Source organism: Lactobacillus leichmannii, assembly GCF_024701915.1.
Classification (GTDB): Bacteria; Bacillota; Bacilli; order Lactobacillales; family Lactobacillaceae; genus Lactobacillus; species Lactobacillus delbrueckii.
This window is the reverse complement of sequence record NZ_QOCY01000052.1, coordinates 19,828-33,216: the sequence shown is the minus strand read 5'-3', so window position 1 is coordinate 33,216 and position 13,389 is coordinate 19,828. Positions and strand designations below refer to the sequence as shown.

The window sequence follows — 13,389 nt, the reverse complement described above, 5'->3', positions numbered from 1 at the left end:
AAGATAAAAGACATGAAATCAAAACAACATTGCTTTGAAAAGGAAAAGTAGTTTTGGCGAGACCTGCAGAGAGCTTCTGGTCGGTGTGAAGAAGCGGTCAGACCAAGTGCGAAAATCACCTTTGAGCGGAAACTGCGAGATTAGTGGTTTCGGGGTCCGCCCCTTAAAGCGGCAGCGCATTATCTGTGCGTGAAGGCCTAACGGCGAAAATAGGTGGTACCGCGCTAATAGCGCCCTATTGGATCAATTTGATCCAGTGGGGCGCTTTTCTTTTCCCTGCAAGATGAAATGAAAAGAGGAATACACATGAAAGTTAGAAAAATGGCAACAGTTGCATTACTTGGCATGTCAGCTTGCACGTTGGCGGCCTGCGGCAATAGCAATTCCCAAGCATCCAATGGCAAGACAAGCCTGAACTTGATGGAAACTGATGTAGTCAGCTCCCTCGATACCTCAGTGACTGCCTCAATCCCCCAATGGGACACTTTGGTGCAAACTATGGCTGGCCTTTACCGGTCAGATAAAAATGACCAGCCAGTTCCCGCGGTTGCCACTAGCTATCATAAGTCCAGTGACGGTAAGACCTATACTTTCAATCTGAGGCACAATGCCAAATGGTCAAACGGTGATATTGTAACCGCGCAAGACTTTGTAACAGCCTGGCGAAAAGGCGTTTCTCCCAAAGCAATGTCTGGCTATAACTACATCTTCAGCAATATCAAGAATGCTGACCAGATCTCTCAAGGCAAAAAGGCGGTCAACAGCTTAGGCGTCAAAGCCGTTGGCAAGTATAAACTGGTCGTGCAGCTTGAAAATCCAGAACCGACCTTCATCGACAAGATGGTTATGCCAGCCTTTTACCCGCAAAACACCCGCCTTGTTAAAAAATATGGTGCCAAATATGGTACGGCTGCCAAGTATACCGCTTTTGACGGGGCCTTCAAGGTCACCAAGTGGACCAACACCAGCGAAAAGTGGACTGCCGTCAAGAATCCACACTACTACGCTAAAAGCGCGGTCAAGCTGCAAAAGCTAAATTACCAAGTCGTCAAGGATTCAAACACTGCCCACCAGCTCTTCCAGCAAGGCAGCCTAGATGACGCTGTAGTTTCAGGCACGACGGCACAAGGTCTGCAAAACAACAAGAACCTTTACCACCTCTACCGGTCAGGTAATAACTTCGTAAATCTGAATATGGCTAAGGGTGCCGTATTGGCCAACAAACAACTCCGTCAAGCCCTCTACTTGGCTGTTAATCGTACTCAGCTGTCTAAAAAGGTTTTAGCAGATGGTTCAAAGCCTTCCTACACCTTCTCAGCACCAAATGCCGCAAAGGATCCAGCCAGTGGCAAGGACTTCGCAACAGCAGCGCAGCCAAAAGAAACTTACAATGTTGCCAAGGCTAAAAAGCTTTGGCAGGCCGGCTTAAAGCAACTGGGCAAGTCAAAAGTTGAGCTGACCCTGGTAGCAAGTGATACAACTACCGACAAGAATGTCAGTGAATTCCTGCAGTCACAGCTGGAAAGCAAGCTGCCAGGACTTAAAGTGACCGTCAAGAATCTGCCATCCAAGTCCGCCTACAACTTGGTTGCCAATGGCAAATATGACCTTTACCTTTCCTTGTGGCTCAACGACTACGCTGACCCATACAGCGAACTGCAGACTTTGGAAAAGACTAACAGCCACAATTACGGTAAATACACCAGTGCTGCCTACAACAATGAGCTCAGCCAAGCCAGAAAAAATGCCGCGACCAGATCAGTCTACTTCAGTCACCTGTTAAAGGCACAGGAACAAATGAACCAAGATTACCCTGTTCTTCCTCTTTACACCATGGTTGAAGACCACCTGGTAAACTCCAACTTAAAAGGGGTACTTTGGCACAAGGTTGGCATGGTCGACTACACGAGAGCATACTTCAAGTAACAAGTGAATTTATGACTGAAGGAGAAAAAATCATGGATCAAACGAGAATCGTTACTTTAGACAATGGCTATCACCTTTTTACCCGCAAGGTCAATGAAGGGCCGGTCAAGTTGCTCTGCGTGCACGGCGGGCCTGGTGACAACCATGAAGACTTTGACAATTTCAAGGCTGGCTTAGCCGGCAAAGGAGTTGAGGTTTACTTTTATGACCAATTGGGTTCGTACTGGTCAGATCAACCAGATTTTTCAAAGGAAGAAAATCGCAAGTACCTTACTGTTGATTACTTCGTCGATGAATTGGAAGAAGTTCGCCAAAAGCTCGGTTTGGAAAACTTCTACCTGCTCGGACATTCATGGGGCGGCTTGCTGGCACAGGAATACGCAGTCAGATATGGCCAGCATCTTAAGGCAGTGGTTATTGAATCGATGATTGACAATTTGGATGAGTACACGGTCAACATCAACCGTGAAAGGGATGAAATGTTCAGCCCGGCTCAAGTGGAATACATGAAGGAATGTGAAGCATCTGAGAATTTTGATGATGCGATGTACCAGGAATTGGTTGCCAAGCTCTACTCCGTTTAATTGGTCCGGCACCCGGAAAACGCGCCCCGGCATGTGGTCAGCACGACCAATACCCAGGTGTACAACTACTTCCAGGGTAACAACGAATTCATGATGGTCGGCAAGTTAACTGAGTGGGATTTCAGAGACCGTTTAGGGCAGATCACCCTCCCTACCCTCTTAACGGTCGGCGAATTTGACACCATGCCCCTTGATGCCGTCCGCCGGATGCACAAGACTTTGAAAAACTCCTGGATGGTTGTGACGCCAGATGGCGGCCACTGCCACCACGTCGATAATCCTCAGGCATTCTTTTCTTCCTTATATAAGTTTATCAGTGATGTTGAAGCTGGAAAGTTTGCGGAGGTAAAATAACAGACATGAAAAAAGATCGTCACGATTGTGGCGATCTTTTTTGCTGCATTAACTATTGCTGTTTTTTTCAACGATAAAAGGTTGCAGGGCCTCAGCTAATGAACGCAGGTTACGAGTTTGGATGATAACCTTGCCATCCCCGGTAAAGTGGTTGACCAGGCCTTCACCTGAGGTAAAGCCAAACATCCCCGACGCTACTTTAATGTCGTAATCAAGATTTGCATCCCAGGCAATGACGTGTTCATTGTCAATTGAGATCGGCTTATTGCTAGTCACGGTCAGTTCTACCAGGTCACCAAAGGCGTTAACTAACATGTCACCTTCGCCTTCAGTTTTCATTACGTAGAAACCACCTGTTCCCCCAAAGGCTGCCTTGCTAAAACTTTGACTTTTCATCTTGTAGCTGACGCTGTCGTCACTTGCTAAAAATGCCCCGGTGTTTAAGCAATACTGCTGCTTGCCAACGGAAAGCTTTAGAATCTTGCCAGGAATTGCCGGTGCAACCCCTATTTGTCCGCCGTCCGCATCACCAGTTGCCTGGGTGATAAACATGCTTTCACCACTGGTCAAGCTCCGGCCAATTGCGCCGAGCAAACCGCCCAGGCCCTTCTTGCTGGAGTTCATCTTACCGGCGATGGTGACGTCTTTCATGTACACCATGGCGCCGTTTTCAACTTTAATGCTTTCACCCTTATCAAGGGTTACAGTAGCTAATGGGCAGGTATTCCCGCCGCTTAATTCGTACTTCATGATGTCCCTCTGCTTTTCTATTGCCTTAGCAAAATCTGATATTTATGCCAAAAATTCTTTTCTTGTCTACATTATATTAAGAAAGGGCTTTTCCCGCAAAAAATCATTGTTAAAAAATTAAGAAAAAAAGAGAATTTATCTTTATTTTTCTAACTCGCTGAAATCTGGTTCAAAGTAGTCCAGCAAGGTAAACTGCCCGTCTTCATACTTGAGTCTGAGGATAGTGCAGTTCTTTATCCCGTGCGGCAAAGGCTGCTTGTAGTAACGTAAAAAGCAAGCCATGGCACCTCCGTGCGATACAGCCAAAACGAAATGGTGGTCTTCTTGCTCCATCACTTGGCTCAAGGTCTTAGCCATTCTCTCACTGACTCCGTCTTGGCTTTCTCCGCCATACTTAACAAAAAAGTCGTCATAAGGCAATGGTGGGTTCAAAAAGTCGTCCATCGCTTCAAAGCAGCCAAAATTCCATTCCTTGATCCCCTTGAGCCGGGTATAAGGCAGCTTGCCGCCAGTAACTAGTTCCAAGGTGTCACAAGCCCGCTCACTCGTGCTGGAATAGCAGTGGTCCAGCTTGAGCTTATTGTCTGTAAAGTAGCGGCCAGCTATCTTGGCCTGGTTGATCCCCAATTCAGTTAAAGGTGAGTCGCACCAGCCTTGGATCTTGTGTTCAAGGTTGAATAAGGTTTGTCCGTGCCGCATGAGATATAATATCTTTTCCATCTAGTTTGCCCCTTTCCGCATTTCTATAGCGCTTTCAAAGAAAATTATAGCATTTTTTGAAAGCTAATGTAAAATCTTCGGGAGACAGAGTAGCGTAAAGCTTTGACATATCAAGCTTCTTACACTTTTTCTACTTAGTAAGAGCAGACTTATAGGTCAGACTGAATTCCACTTGCCCCCTCTTTATTTTCTTGACCTTTTCCCATATTCTGGATCCGAAGCGATAGAATCATTTGGATTCAAGTTGGAGCAAGAAAACAATCATCTTACTGCTTACCAGGAACGTTTACCAGAAAGGCAGGCAGCCTATGAAGACCTGAACCATGAGTATGAGGCAGTAACAGATCTGCTGGAAAAACTGAATTTAACTGAAAAGGTCAAGGATGCATCCCCTAACGACTGGAACAGTGAGCAAGTCAAGGCAAGCAACCAAAATAAGGCTAACCTGGCTATGATTGCTGTTAACAGCATTAACGGTGAAATAGACTACCGGGTCGACAACAGCAAGCATTTGGAATTTGAAGACATTGAACTTAGTGACTACCTGCTCGTTCAAGTCCAAAACTTGTTGCATAAAATTGCGGTGGTTCACTACTACTACGGTGAACAGGAGTTAGAGCTCAGCAAGCTCTATGACGATATCCGCCAGCAGCTGGAATCCTTCCAGGCTTCAGCTGATGATGAAGTTCAGCGCCTGGCCCGCTACCTTAACAACTCGACGATTCTGCAAAAGATCCGCCAGGCCACTGCCGAAGCTACAACTTTAACTAAACAGATCAGCAAGTCCTTGAAGGAAAAGGAACAGACAAGCCATATCTCCTTCTATACCAGCTTCAGTGAAATTCCTGACTACAGAAAGGACTACCTGGCTGCTTTTGGGAACACTTCTATCGACAGTCCGGAAAGCCAAAACGCGGTTACCCTCTTGATGGACCGCTTCTGGACTTATATCAAGGACAATAACCATGAAATGAGCAGAGATGAGCAGAGATGAGCTGGTTGACCACTTCTATGAGGAGTTTGACTACAAGAAATGGTACAGATTTAACATCAGCTTCCGCCGCCATGCTGGTGACGCCCCGGAAAAGATAACTGACCGTAAGCTTAATGCCTTCTCTGAAGGGCAAAGAAGCCGTGCGATCCTTGAACCACTTTTGATCGTTTTGGAACTGGACGAAAAGGAGATGAGCAATCCGCTTGCTTCGAAGATCATCTTGATGGACGAGTCCTTCTCTGGTATCGATGATGAACAGCAAGAGCTGCTATTGAAGAACATCTACGATATTGCGAACAACTTTATTGCTACTGGCTACAATGCCCGTCTTGCGGTACCAGAAAACAGCAAGGACACGACATACTTCACCTTGATTGACCACACGGTTGACGGCAAGAATCACTTTATCTCTGTAGAACAGAGCATCGTTAGAAAAAATCGCTAAAAAATAAGGCGTGATTCCGAATTAACGGAGTCATGCCTTTTGGTATTTAGATTAAACTAAGCATTTTTCTTCATCTGAAGCTGCTGCTTTTGGTAAAGTACAGTTAATACAGCCCAAATAATATTAATGATTGCCCAAGCGTTGCTGTACCTTGCATAAGCTGACTGCCCTGGAAAGGCAAGCTGAACTACTCCCAAGATAGCCACAATCACCATCATAGCAGACACTACCTTGAAAAACTTCGGCCGGTTAATCCAAACAGCTGCCAGAATAAGTGCGACAATTGACAACAAATTAGCAATCAAGAAAAAGCGATTAGTAGGATTATCTTGCGTCGCGTAGCCAAAAGTATAGTTTGGTCCCAAAGCAACTAGGTAAATTGCCATCAAAACCCGATAGGCAATCGTCTTTTGCTTCTGTGTAAACATTTTTTCTCATCCCCTTCAATTACACACTAAGGTCAACTTTTGTTGATCAAGTCCATTATACATCTTCTCCGTACAAACAATATGTTTTTAAAAAAATACACATTATAAAAAGCAGCATCCCTAATTTCCAGAATGCTGCTCTCTACTATTCACTTATTTCTTTCACCACGTGGGCTGGCACGCCTGCCGCGATTGTTCTGGCCGGTACATCCTTTGTTACTACCGCGCCAGCCGCGATAATCGCTCCATCACCAATCGTGACGCCTGGCAAAACAGTTACGTTCGCGCCCAGCCAGACTCTTTTGCCGATATGAACCGCTGCTGGCAATAGCTCCCCTCTTTTGGCTGGATCTTGCTCGTGGTTCAAAGTAGCGATCATAGCGTGGTGGCCAATCAAAGCCCCGTCGCCAATATAGACTCCGCCCTGGTCCTGGATGGTGCAGCCAGTATTAATGAACACGTTCTTGCCAACATGGATATTTTTCCCGCAATCAGTATAAAATGGCGGCAGCAGTGCCAGACTCCGATTGACCTCGCTGCCAGTCAATTTGGCAAACAAGTCCTGCACCTCTTCCGGTGTATGATAAGCATTATTCAGCTCCATCGTCACCTTCAAGGCTTCTTGCGTCAAATATGAGCAGTATTCCAGTTCTTCTGAAGGATCAACAATTCTTTTCCCGCTGTTCACATGCGCTAAAAAATCTTCCAGCTTCATTCTCCTACCCGCTTACTTCAAGTACTTGTCAAAGAAGGCTTCCATCTTATCAAAAGGAATGATGTCCTTTTGGTCGTATAGATCAGTGTGGCTTGCCCCCGGGATCAAAAGTAGTTCCTTGTTGTCGGTGTACTTGCTATCCTTAATCATGTCAGCGTAGGCATCCTTTGACATATAGCAGGAGTGGGCCTGGTCGCCGTGGATCATCAAGACCGCGTTTCTGATTTCATTGGTGTAAGCAAACAGGCGCATGTTCAGCAAGGATGTAGTAGCCGTTACGTTCCAGCCGCTGTTCGAGTTAAGGCTGCGCTTGTGATAGCCGCGCGGAGTCTTGTAGTAAGCGTAGTAATCCTTGACAAATTGCGGCGCGTCTTCTGGCAGTGGATCAACCACCCCGCCGGCCTTGGCATAACTGCCAGCCTTGAAGTCGGCCGTTCTCTGCTTATTCAAGGCAATTCGCATCTTGTGGCGGGTTTCTTCAATGTTATTCGCGTCAAAGTAGCCATTGCCCGTCACTCTGGACATGTCATACATGGTAGAAGTTACTGTTGCCTTGATTCTAGTATCGATCGCGGCCGTCTGCAAGGCCATCCCGCCCCAGCCGCAGATACCGATGATTCCGATTCTTTCTGGGTCTACATTATCTTGAACTGACAAAAAGTCGACCGCTGCCTGGAAGTCTTCGACATTGATGTCCGGGCTGTTCACAGCTCTCACATTGCCACCGGATTCACCAGTGAAGGATGGGTCAAAAGCAATCGTCAAAAAACCTCTTTCTGCCATCTCTTGCGCGTATAGACCGCTTGACTGTTCCTTGACTGCCCCGAATGGCCCGGAAACAGCGATTGCCGGCAGTTTGTCCTCGGCATTCTTTGGCGTGTACATGTCAGCGGCCAGGGTGATGCCGAAGTGGTTGGCAAAGGTTACCTTCTTGTGGTCGACCTTGTCACTCTTCAGAAAGACCTTGTCCCAGTCTTGCGTTAGCTTTAATTCTTCAGTTTGCATCATTTTTAGCCTCCATTATTAGCTAATTTTCTCTTTTTCCGCTCTTCTGATTAAAAAATCCAGCAAGTCGACCTTGCGGCTGCATTCGTGCAATTCGCACATGGCTTGGCTCCTTGCCAGCTTCATCTTCCGGAGGGCGTCAGCATATTGCCCTCTTCTCATACATCCTAAGAATTTCCGTGGACAATTTTTGCCCGCAGCCCGCATCAGCCAGGCTTTGCTTGATAGTCGGCAAGTCCATTCCGCACCTCCTCTGCCTTGCTTAATGATTAGTATAAAAGCTTGCGCCTTTATGCACTAATGGTTATAATCTATCTCATGATATTCCTTTTATGAATAAGGAGACAAAAATGGAAATCCGCACCTTACGCTACTTCTTGGCCGTTGCCCGAGACGAAAACATGACCCGGGCGGCGGAAAGCCTGCATGTTACCCAGCCCACCCTGTCCAAGGCGATCAAGTCCCTGGAAGAAGAGCTCGGGCAGAAGCTTTTTACCAGACAATCCTTCAGCATCAAGCTGACCGATGAAGGCTTTCTTCTCAGAAACCGTGCTGAGGACCTGGTGACCATGGCTGACAAAATTGAACAGGAATTTTTAGCCCTGGATGATATTACCGGCGGCGACATCTACTTTGGCTTAGCTGAATCCTACCAGATTAGTTACTTGGCCCGGGAAATCAATTCTTTTAAAAAGCTCTACCCAGGCCTGCGCTACCACATCACCAGCGGGGACACCTCACAAGTTGCTGAGAAGCTGGACAAGGGGCTCCTAGACTTTGTCGTTTTGGCGGAGATGCCTGACACCAGCAAGTATGAATCACTGATTTTCCCGGAAACCGATAGCTGGGGCGTAGTCATGCCGGCTGATGTTCCATTGGCGCAAAAAGAATCCATCACTGTAGACGACCTGGCTGGCCTGCCCCTTTTTTGTTCTGGCCAGTCCTGGAAAAATGACATCCCCCGTTGGGCCAAAGACAGGATGGATGACCTCCACCTGGAAGGCTCTTTTGGCCTGGTCTACAATGCCTCAGTTTTTGCTAAAGAACATTTGGGCTACCTGCTTTCTTTTGACAAGTTGGTCGATACATCCCCGGAAAGCGGGATGGTCTTCCGCCCCTTGACGCCAAAACTGGAGACCAACTTATACTTGGTTTGGAAGAAGTATCAAACCTTCTCTCCAATCGCTGAACGCTTTTTAAAGCAGATCAAGAAATCTTTTGGGCAAAAGCAAACAAGTGGCTCTTAACTAACTAATTGTTAGGAGATTTTTCGCATGCATGTTATCATACCCGTAACCAGTAAAAAGAAGGAGAGAAAAAATGAAGGTATTTATCGCCGGAGGAAGCGGCCGGGTGGCAGCCGCTGTTATTCAAGAATTAGTTAATCAAGGTCAGCAAGTCTACGCGGGTTCCCGGCACAAGGACGCGATCGTCAAATTGCCGGGCGTCACTCCCCTCAGCCTTGACCTGCACGCCAGCCCTTCTGAATTAGCTAAGTTTTTACCTGGGATGGACGCGGTTTATTTTTTGGCAGGTTCTAGAGGCAAGGATTTGCTTCAAACGGATGCCTTTGGGGCGGTGAAGTTGATCCAGGCGGCTGAAATGGCCGGCGTTAAGCGCTACATCCAACTGAGCTCAATTTTCGCGGCCGACCCGGACAAGTGGCAGGGCAAGGCAGAATTTGCCAGCTTGACTGACTACTATATTGCCAAGTACTTCGCTGACGAGTGGCTGATCAATAACAGCAAGCTGGACTACACAATCCTGGCCCCAGCTACTTTGGAAGAAAAGGCTGGGACTGGCAAGGTTAACTTTAAGCCTGAAAAGTTTGCCGCCAACCCGATTCCAGACGTTGCCGCGGTTTTGGCCCAAATCCTTGACAAGAAAAACACCTACGGCAAGGTAATCAATATGACTGGCGGCGAGACGCCGATCAGTGAAGCTATTGCAGAAGTTTAAGACGAAATAACCCCCCTGGCACTTGCCAGGGGGGTGTTTTCATAAAATCTGTTACAGTTTGATGATCCGGCCATCGTGGGCCCCGCGGCGGTGGGAGATGGACAGAACTGTCCGCCCGCTGCTGGCGGCATCGATTGCCTTGAGGACTTTGGCCTCAGTTTCCCTGTCCAGGGATGCGGTCATTTCGTCTAAAAGCAAGATCTGCGGGTCACAGACAACGCTGCTGGCGATCATCAAGAGCTGCAGCGAGGGTTGATGTCACTTACCGGCGTGTTCAAACCTTGCGGGAGATTTTTGACGATATCGGTTAGGCCAACCATGGCTAAAGCCTTATCGATCATCTCAGCAGTAATCGTGTCGTCATATAAAGTGATGTGGTCTTTGACTGTCCCGTCGACCAGGGCAACCCCTTGCTCGCAAATTGCTAGGAAGTGGCGCTGATTCTTGGGATGAGCATCTGGCGAATGGCCATCCAGCAGGATCTTCCCTTTTTGCGGCTGGTAGAGGCCCAGGAGGAGTTTAAAAATCGTGCTCTTCCCCTTCCCGGTCCGGCCGACAAAGGTCACGTGCTCGCCTTTGGCGCCTTTAAAGGAGTAGTCCTTTAAGATTGGCTGGTCTGGCAAGTAGCCGAAGGTGACATGGTCAAAAGTAAAGTAGTCCCCTTCTCCTTGGTAGATGTCCGGCTTGCTGTCTGTTTCATTAAAAAAGTCCTGGATCCGGCTCATCCCGGCCATGCGTCTTGGATGCTTTGGATTTCCATCCCGATTGATTCCAGCGGTGTAAAAATCTGCCCGACATAGGCGATCAAGGCAACGGCGCTGCCGGCATTGATGCCAAAGAAGGTCTGCATCTTCTGCCCTTGGGCGGCTCCGATCATCAGCAAGCCGATAACGACGGCTTCGATGGTCAGGATGATTGGTGAATAGACGCTGTCCAGCCAGTTGGACTTGTTCTGAGCCCGGTAGGATTCTTCGATATATTGGTCATACTTGTCTTCCATGTAGTCTTCTTTTTCAAAGATATGGATCATGGAGAGAACCCGGAGAGTTTCGGGGATATGGTGGTTGACCTTGGCGATGGCGGCCCGGTTTTGCTTCTGGGAAGCCAGGGAGGCCTTCTGGAAATGCCGGGTCATGACCAAGATCAAGGGCATGTTGATGATGTCGGCGTCGTTGACAAAGACTGAGGCGATTGCCCCGCTCTCGTGATTGGTCAAGTAGCCTGTCGTGATGGTGTTCAGCTTTTGGACTAAGGCACTCCGCATGCCGTGGGTCAATTTTTGGCCAAAAATCGTAATGGATATATTCTGGGCTGAGGCAAAAAGGTCAGACAAAACGATCAAGCCCAGGTAGGCCAGGGCAAAAAGGAGAGAAACTTCCTTTTGATCAGTCAAGTGGTTGACGATCTGCTCCAGAGCCAGGGGCGGCAAAAGCGAAGTGATGATGCTTAAGATGATGAGCAGGACCATGGAGATGAAGCTCTTGGGATGGTCATGAATGACCTTTTTAGCGATATTATGCATGTTGCTGCCCCCCCTTCAATCAACTTGGCATAGCCGGCATTCTTTTTCAGCAGTTCGTCATGCTTGCCAACAGAAACCTGGTGGTCATGGATATAGATGATCTGGTCCAGCTGGCTGAAGCAGTCAACCCGGTGGGTCATCAGCAAGATGACATGGCCCTGCAGGCTTTTCCCGCAGGCCACCTCACCTGTTATACCGATGATTTCATTAGCGGAGGCGGTAAAATTGATGTCCTTGACCGCGGTTTCCGGGTAGCCGTGGTAAAAAGTCGTCACATGGTCAAAAGTGAGGTCGTTTATTACTTTCTCTTCCTTTTGGTAATGGTCATAGATCGGATCGCTTATTAGCGGGCTGATCCGGACCCAGGAGACTTGGGCTTTTTGGACAGCGTTAAACAGTTTGGCAGTGTGGGAGACTTTGGTGGCGAGTTTGGTAAAGCAGGCTAAGAAAGTCGTGAAGCTGGCCAGGTCCCAGGCCTTCCAGCCGATGTGGAGGACATTGCGGCCGCCAAAGTAGATGATCAAGACGATGCCGAACATGGCAATTGCGTCATGGAGCGATATACGCTGATTTCCTGCAATTGCCGATCAATTAAATCAGGATCCCTAAAGGCAAATCGTGAAATATTGCCATAATTGTCAGTAATAACTGGATTATGATAGTCATCAAACCATTTAATCTGCTGCCTGATAAAGTCGGTCTTTGAGCTGTAATACCCGCCCATAACTAAATATGGCGCTAAATCAAGATGCGAATTGGAAACAGCACTCTTTGTTAGCGCATACATGTAGACTAACTTTTTGTAAAAAAACTGTAACAAGATGCGGCAAGACGCGAATAATACGAAAAAACGGCCAGCAACTGGATCTTTCCCAGCTACTGGCCGCTTTATCTATCTATTTATCTTACAGCATGGTCCGGATCTGCTGGCCGTTTAGCCAGGCAGTCACGTTTTCAAAAGCCATCTCGGCTCTTCTGTCAATTGATTCTTTCGTATCAAAACCGACATGCGGGCTGCAAACCAAATTCGGAACTCCGATGAGTGGATAATCAGCTGGCAGTGGCGGATCCTGGTCAAACACATCAAGCCCTGCCTTAATCCGTCCTTCTTTTAATGCTGCAGCCAACGCTTCAGTATCTACGACCGGACCTCTGGCCGTGTTGATCAGAATGGCCCCTTCCTTCATCTCGCCGATCTCTTTTTTACCGATCAAGCCCTTAGTTTCCGGAGTCAGCGGCGTATGAATGGAAACAATATCTGCCTCCCCCATCACTTCATCCAGTGACTTGTATTCCAGGCCCAGGTCAAGGGCGGCCGCCTTTTGACTACGGCTATATCCGATCAGCTTGCAGCCAAAGGCTTTAAAAATCTCTGCTGTCCGGCAGCCAATCGCTCCAGTACCAACAATCCCAACAGTTTTGCCTGCCAGTTCATGTCCCTGCAGTCCGCCCTTGCCCTCACCAGCTTGCACAGCCTCATTGCCGGCACTGATATTTCTGAGGCAGTCCAAAGTCAAACCGATGGCCAATTCCGCCACCGCGTCGTTGCAATAGCCACCAGTGTTGGAGATCTTGATCTTTTTCTCCTTGCAGGCTTCCAGGTCAACATGGTCAATCCCGACAAAGGCAACTGAGATGAACTTCAAATTCTTATCTGCCCGGATTACTTCACCAGGCAAGGGGTGGTTGGCGATAATCAAGGCGTCCGCGCCCTCGCTCCGCTTCTTCAATTCTTCAGTATCCGTTGAAAAGCTGTCGTAAGCCGTAAATTCATGCCCCTGCTTGGTCAATTTCTCCGCCAGCTTGTCTAAACTCTCCTGGCTAATGCCCAGTGGCTCAAGCAATACAATCTTCATTATTTTCTCCTTACTTTCTACCTTACAAACACATAGACAGCGTAAGCGCCTATATCAAGAATATTATCGCATTTTTATTGTTTGCCTGACAAGGATAGAAATTACTTTAATTCTTTTCAGCCTTTTTCTTG

At 47.7% G+C, this 13,389-nt stretch carries 16 protein-coding genes, 1 pseudogene and 1 other annotated feature; of the genes and pseudogenes, 6 read left to right on the top strand and 11 right to left on the bottom strand.

Going from position 1 to position 13,389, the window contains the following annotated elements:
• Positions 1-25: 25 nt before the first annotated feature.
• Positions 26-241 (top strand) — a binding site (T-box leader).
• Positions 242-306: 65 nt separating this feature from the next.
• Positions 307-1,926 carry a peptide ABC transporter substrate-binding protein gene (locus tag DS743_RS07840; RefSeq protein ID WP_035184466.1) on the top strand — a complete coding sequence of 540 codons (1,620 nt, stop codon included), beginning with the start codon at positions 307-309 and terminating at the stop codon, positions 1,924-1,926.
• A gap of 32 nt (positions 1,927-1,958) precedes the next feature.
• Positions 1,959-2,864: pseudogene (locus tag DS743_RS07835) on the top strand (proline-specific peptidase family protein).
• Positions 2,865-2,912: 48 nt separating this feature from the next.
• Here DS743_RS07835 and DS743_RS07830 read toward each other — a convergent pair.
• Positions 2,913-3,614, bottom strand: a complete 702-nt coding sequence (locus DS743_RS07830; protein WP_035184464.1) for a TIGR00266 family protein — start codon at positions 3,612-3,614, stop codon at positions 2,913-2,915.
• A gap of 141 nt (positions 3,615-3,755) precedes the next feature.
• Positions 3,756-4,334, bottom strand: a complete 579-nt coding sequence (locus DS743_RS07825; RefSeq protein WP_003615140.1) for a histidine phosphatase family protein — start codon at positions 4,332-4,334, stop codon at positions 3,756-3,758.
• 244 nt (positions 4,335-4,578) lie between these two features.
• Here DS743_RS07825 and DS743_RS07820 point away from each other — a divergent pair, with 244 nt between their 5' ends.
• Positions 4,579-5,328 (top strand): hypothetical protein, encoded by a 750-nt coding sequence (locus DS743_RS07820; RefSeq protein WP_035184463.1) that lies wholly within the window; start codon positions 4,579-4,581, stop codon positions 5,326-5,328.
• A complete protein-coding gene (locus DS743_RS07815; RefSeq protein ID WP_035184461.1) occupies positions 5,315-5,773 on the top strand; it encodes an SbcC/MukB-like Walker B domain-containing protein in 459 nt (152 codons plus the stop codon). The genes DS743_RS07820 and DS743_RS07815 overlap by 14 nt, the downstream gene beginning before the upstream one ends.
• A gap of 56 nt (positions 5,774-5,829) precedes the next feature.
• On the opposite strand, the gene DS743_RS07810 is transcribed toward DS743_RS07815, so the two are convergent.
• The 4 genes from DS743_RS07810 to DS743_RS07795 all read right to left on the bottom strand — a co-directional run bounded on the left by DS743_RS07810 (position 5,830) and on the right by DS743_RS07795 (position 8,083).
• A complete protein-coding gene (locus DS743_RS07810) occupies positions 5,830-6,201 on the bottom strand; it encodes a hypothetical protein (RefSeq protein WP_035184459.1) in 372 nt (123 codons plus the stop codon).
• A gap of 145 nt (positions 6,202-6,346) precedes the next feature.
• Complete coding sequence (locus DS743_RS07805) at positions 6,347-6,916, bottom strand: sugar O-acetyltransferase (protein WP_035184457.1); 570 nt, start codon at positions 6,914-6,916, stop codon at positions 6,347-6,349.
• A gap of 12 nt (positions 6,917-6,928) precedes the next feature.
• The gene (locus DS743_RS07800; RefSeq protein WP_371856587.1) at positions 6,929-7,921 is read right to left on the bottom strand and encodes an alpha/beta hydrolase; all 993 of its coding nucleotides are present in this window, start codon (positions 7,919-7,921) and stop codon (positions 6,929-6,931) included.
• A gap of 18 nt (positions 7,922-7,939) precedes the next feature.
• Complete coding sequence (locus DS743_RS07795; protein WP_231128304.1) at positions 7,940-8,083, bottom strand: hypothetical protein; 144 nt, start codon at positions 8,081-8,083, stop codon at positions 7,940-7,942.
• Positions 8,084-8,271: 188 nt separating this feature from the next.
• On the opposite strand from DS743_RS07795, the gene DS743_RS07790 reads away from it, so the two are divergent.
• Complete coding sequence (locus DS743_RS07790) at positions 8,272-9,168, top strand: LysR family transcriptional regulator (protein WP_035184455.1); 897 nt, start codon at positions 8,272-8,274, stop codon at positions 9,166-9,168.
• Positions 9,169-9,241: 73 nt separating this feature from the next.
• A complete protein-coding gene (locus DS743_RS07785) occupies positions 9,242-9,880 on the top strand; it encodes an NAD(P)H-binding protein (protein WP_035184454.1) in 639 nt (212 codons plus the stop codon).
• A gap of 51 nt (positions 9,881-9,931) precedes the next feature.
• Here DS743_RS07785 and DS743_RS07780 read toward each other — a convergent pair whose 3' ends face one another.
• From DS743_RS07780 to DS743_RS07760, 5 genes are all read right to left on the bottom strand, one after another.
• On the bottom strand, positions 9,932-10,114 hold the full coding sequence (locus DS743_RS07780) for a hypothetical protein (protein WP_181406070.1): 183 nt from the start codon (positions 10,112-10,114) through the stop codon (positions 9,932-9,934).
• The gene (locus DS743_RS07775) at positions 10,114-10,605 is read right to left on the bottom strand and encodes an ATP-binding cassette domain-containing protein (protein WP_231520483.1); all 492 of its coding nucleotides are present in this window, start codon (positions 10,603-10,605) and stop codon (positions 10,114-10,116) included. The genes DS743_RS07780 and DS743_RS07775 overlap by 1 nt, the downstream gene beginning before the upstream one ends.
• On the bottom strand, positions 10,602-11,402 hold the full coding sequence (locus DS743_RS07770; protein WP_231128305.1) for an ABC transporter transmembrane domain-containing protein: 801 nt from the start codon (positions 11,400-11,402) through the stop codon (positions 10,602-10,604). Before DS743_RS07770 ends, DS743_RS07775 begins: the two co-directional genes overlap by 4 nt.
• Positions 11,327-11,941, bottom strand: a complete 615-nt coding sequence (locus tag DS743_RS07765; protein WP_231128306.1) for an ABC transporter ATP-binding protein — start codon at positions 11,939-11,941, stop codon at positions 11,327-11,329. The genes DS743_RS07770 and DS743_RS07765 overlap by 76 nt, the downstream gene beginning before the upstream one ends.
• Positions 11,942-12,307: 366 nt before the next feature.
• Positions 12,308-13,258, bottom strand: a complete 951-nt coding sequence (locus tag DS743_RS07760) for a 2-hydroxyacid dehydrogenase (RefSeq protein WP_035184450.1) — start codon at positions 13,256-13,258, stop codon at positions 12,308-12,310.
• Between the last annotated feature and the right edge of the window lie 131 nt (positions 13,259-13,389).

Bases quoted from the DNA above. Each gene is read 5' to 3' on its own strand.
- DS743_RS07840 (WP_035184466.1), top strand. From the start codon at position 307: ATGAAAGTTAGAAAAATGGCAACAGTTGCATTACTTGGCATGTCAGCT.
- DS743_RS07830 (WP_035184464.1), bottom strand. From the start codon at position 3,614: ATGAAGTACGAATTAAGCGGCGGGAATACCTGCCCATTAGCTACTGTA.
- DS743_RS07825 (WP_003615140.1), bottom strand. From the start codon at position 4,334: ATGGAAAAGATATTATATCTCATGCGGCACGGACAAACCTTATTCAAC.
- DS743_RS07815 (WP_035184461.1), top strand. From the start codon at position 5,315: ATGAGCAGAGATGAGCTGGTTGACCACTTCTATGAGGAGTTTGACTAC.
- DS743_RS07810 (WP_035184459.1), bottom strand. From the start codon at position 6,201: ATGTTTACACAGAAGCAAAAGACGATTGCCTATCGGGTTTTGATGGCA.
- DS743_RS07805 (WP_035184457.1), bottom strand. From the start codon at position 6,916: ATGAAGCTGGAAGATTTTTTAGCGCATGTGAACAGCGGGAAAAGAATT.
- DS743_RS07800 (WP_371856587.1), bottom strand. From the start codon at position 7,921: ATGCAAACTGAAGAATTAAAGCTAACGCAAGACTGGGACAAGGTCTTT.
- DS743_RS07795 (WP_231128304.1), bottom strand. From the start codon at position 8,083: ATGAGAAGAGGGCAATATGCTGACGCCCTCCGGAAGATGAAGCTGGCA.
- DS743_RS07790 (WP_035184455.1), top strand. From the start codon at position 8,272: ATGGAAATCCGCACCTTACGCTACTTCTTGGCCGTTGCCCGAGACGAA.
- DS743_RS07785 (WP_035184454.1), top strand. From the start codon at position 9,242: ATGAAGGTATTTATCGCCGGAGGAAGCGGCCGGGTGGCAGCCGCTGTT.
- DS743_RS07780 (WP_181406070.1), bottom strand. From the start codon at position 10,114: ATGATCGCCAGCAGCGTTGTCTGTGACCCGCAGATCTTGCTTTTAGAC.
- DS743_RS07775 (WP_231520483.1), bottom strand. From the start codon at position 10,605: ATGAGCCGGATCCAGGACTTTTTTAATGAAACAGACAGCAAGCCGGAC.
- DS743_RS07770 (WP_231128305.1), bottom strand. From the start codon at position 11,402: ATGCATAATATCGCTAAAAAGGTCATTCATGACCATCCCAAGAGCTTC.
- DS743_RS07765 (WP_231128306.1), bottom strand. From the start codon at position 11,941: ATGTTCGGCATCGTCTTGATCATCTACTTTGGCGGCCGCAATGTCCTC.
- DS743_RS07760 (WP_035184450.1), bottom strand. From the start codon at position 13,258: ATGAAGATTGTATTGCTTGAGCCACTGGGCATTAGCCAGGAGAGTTTA.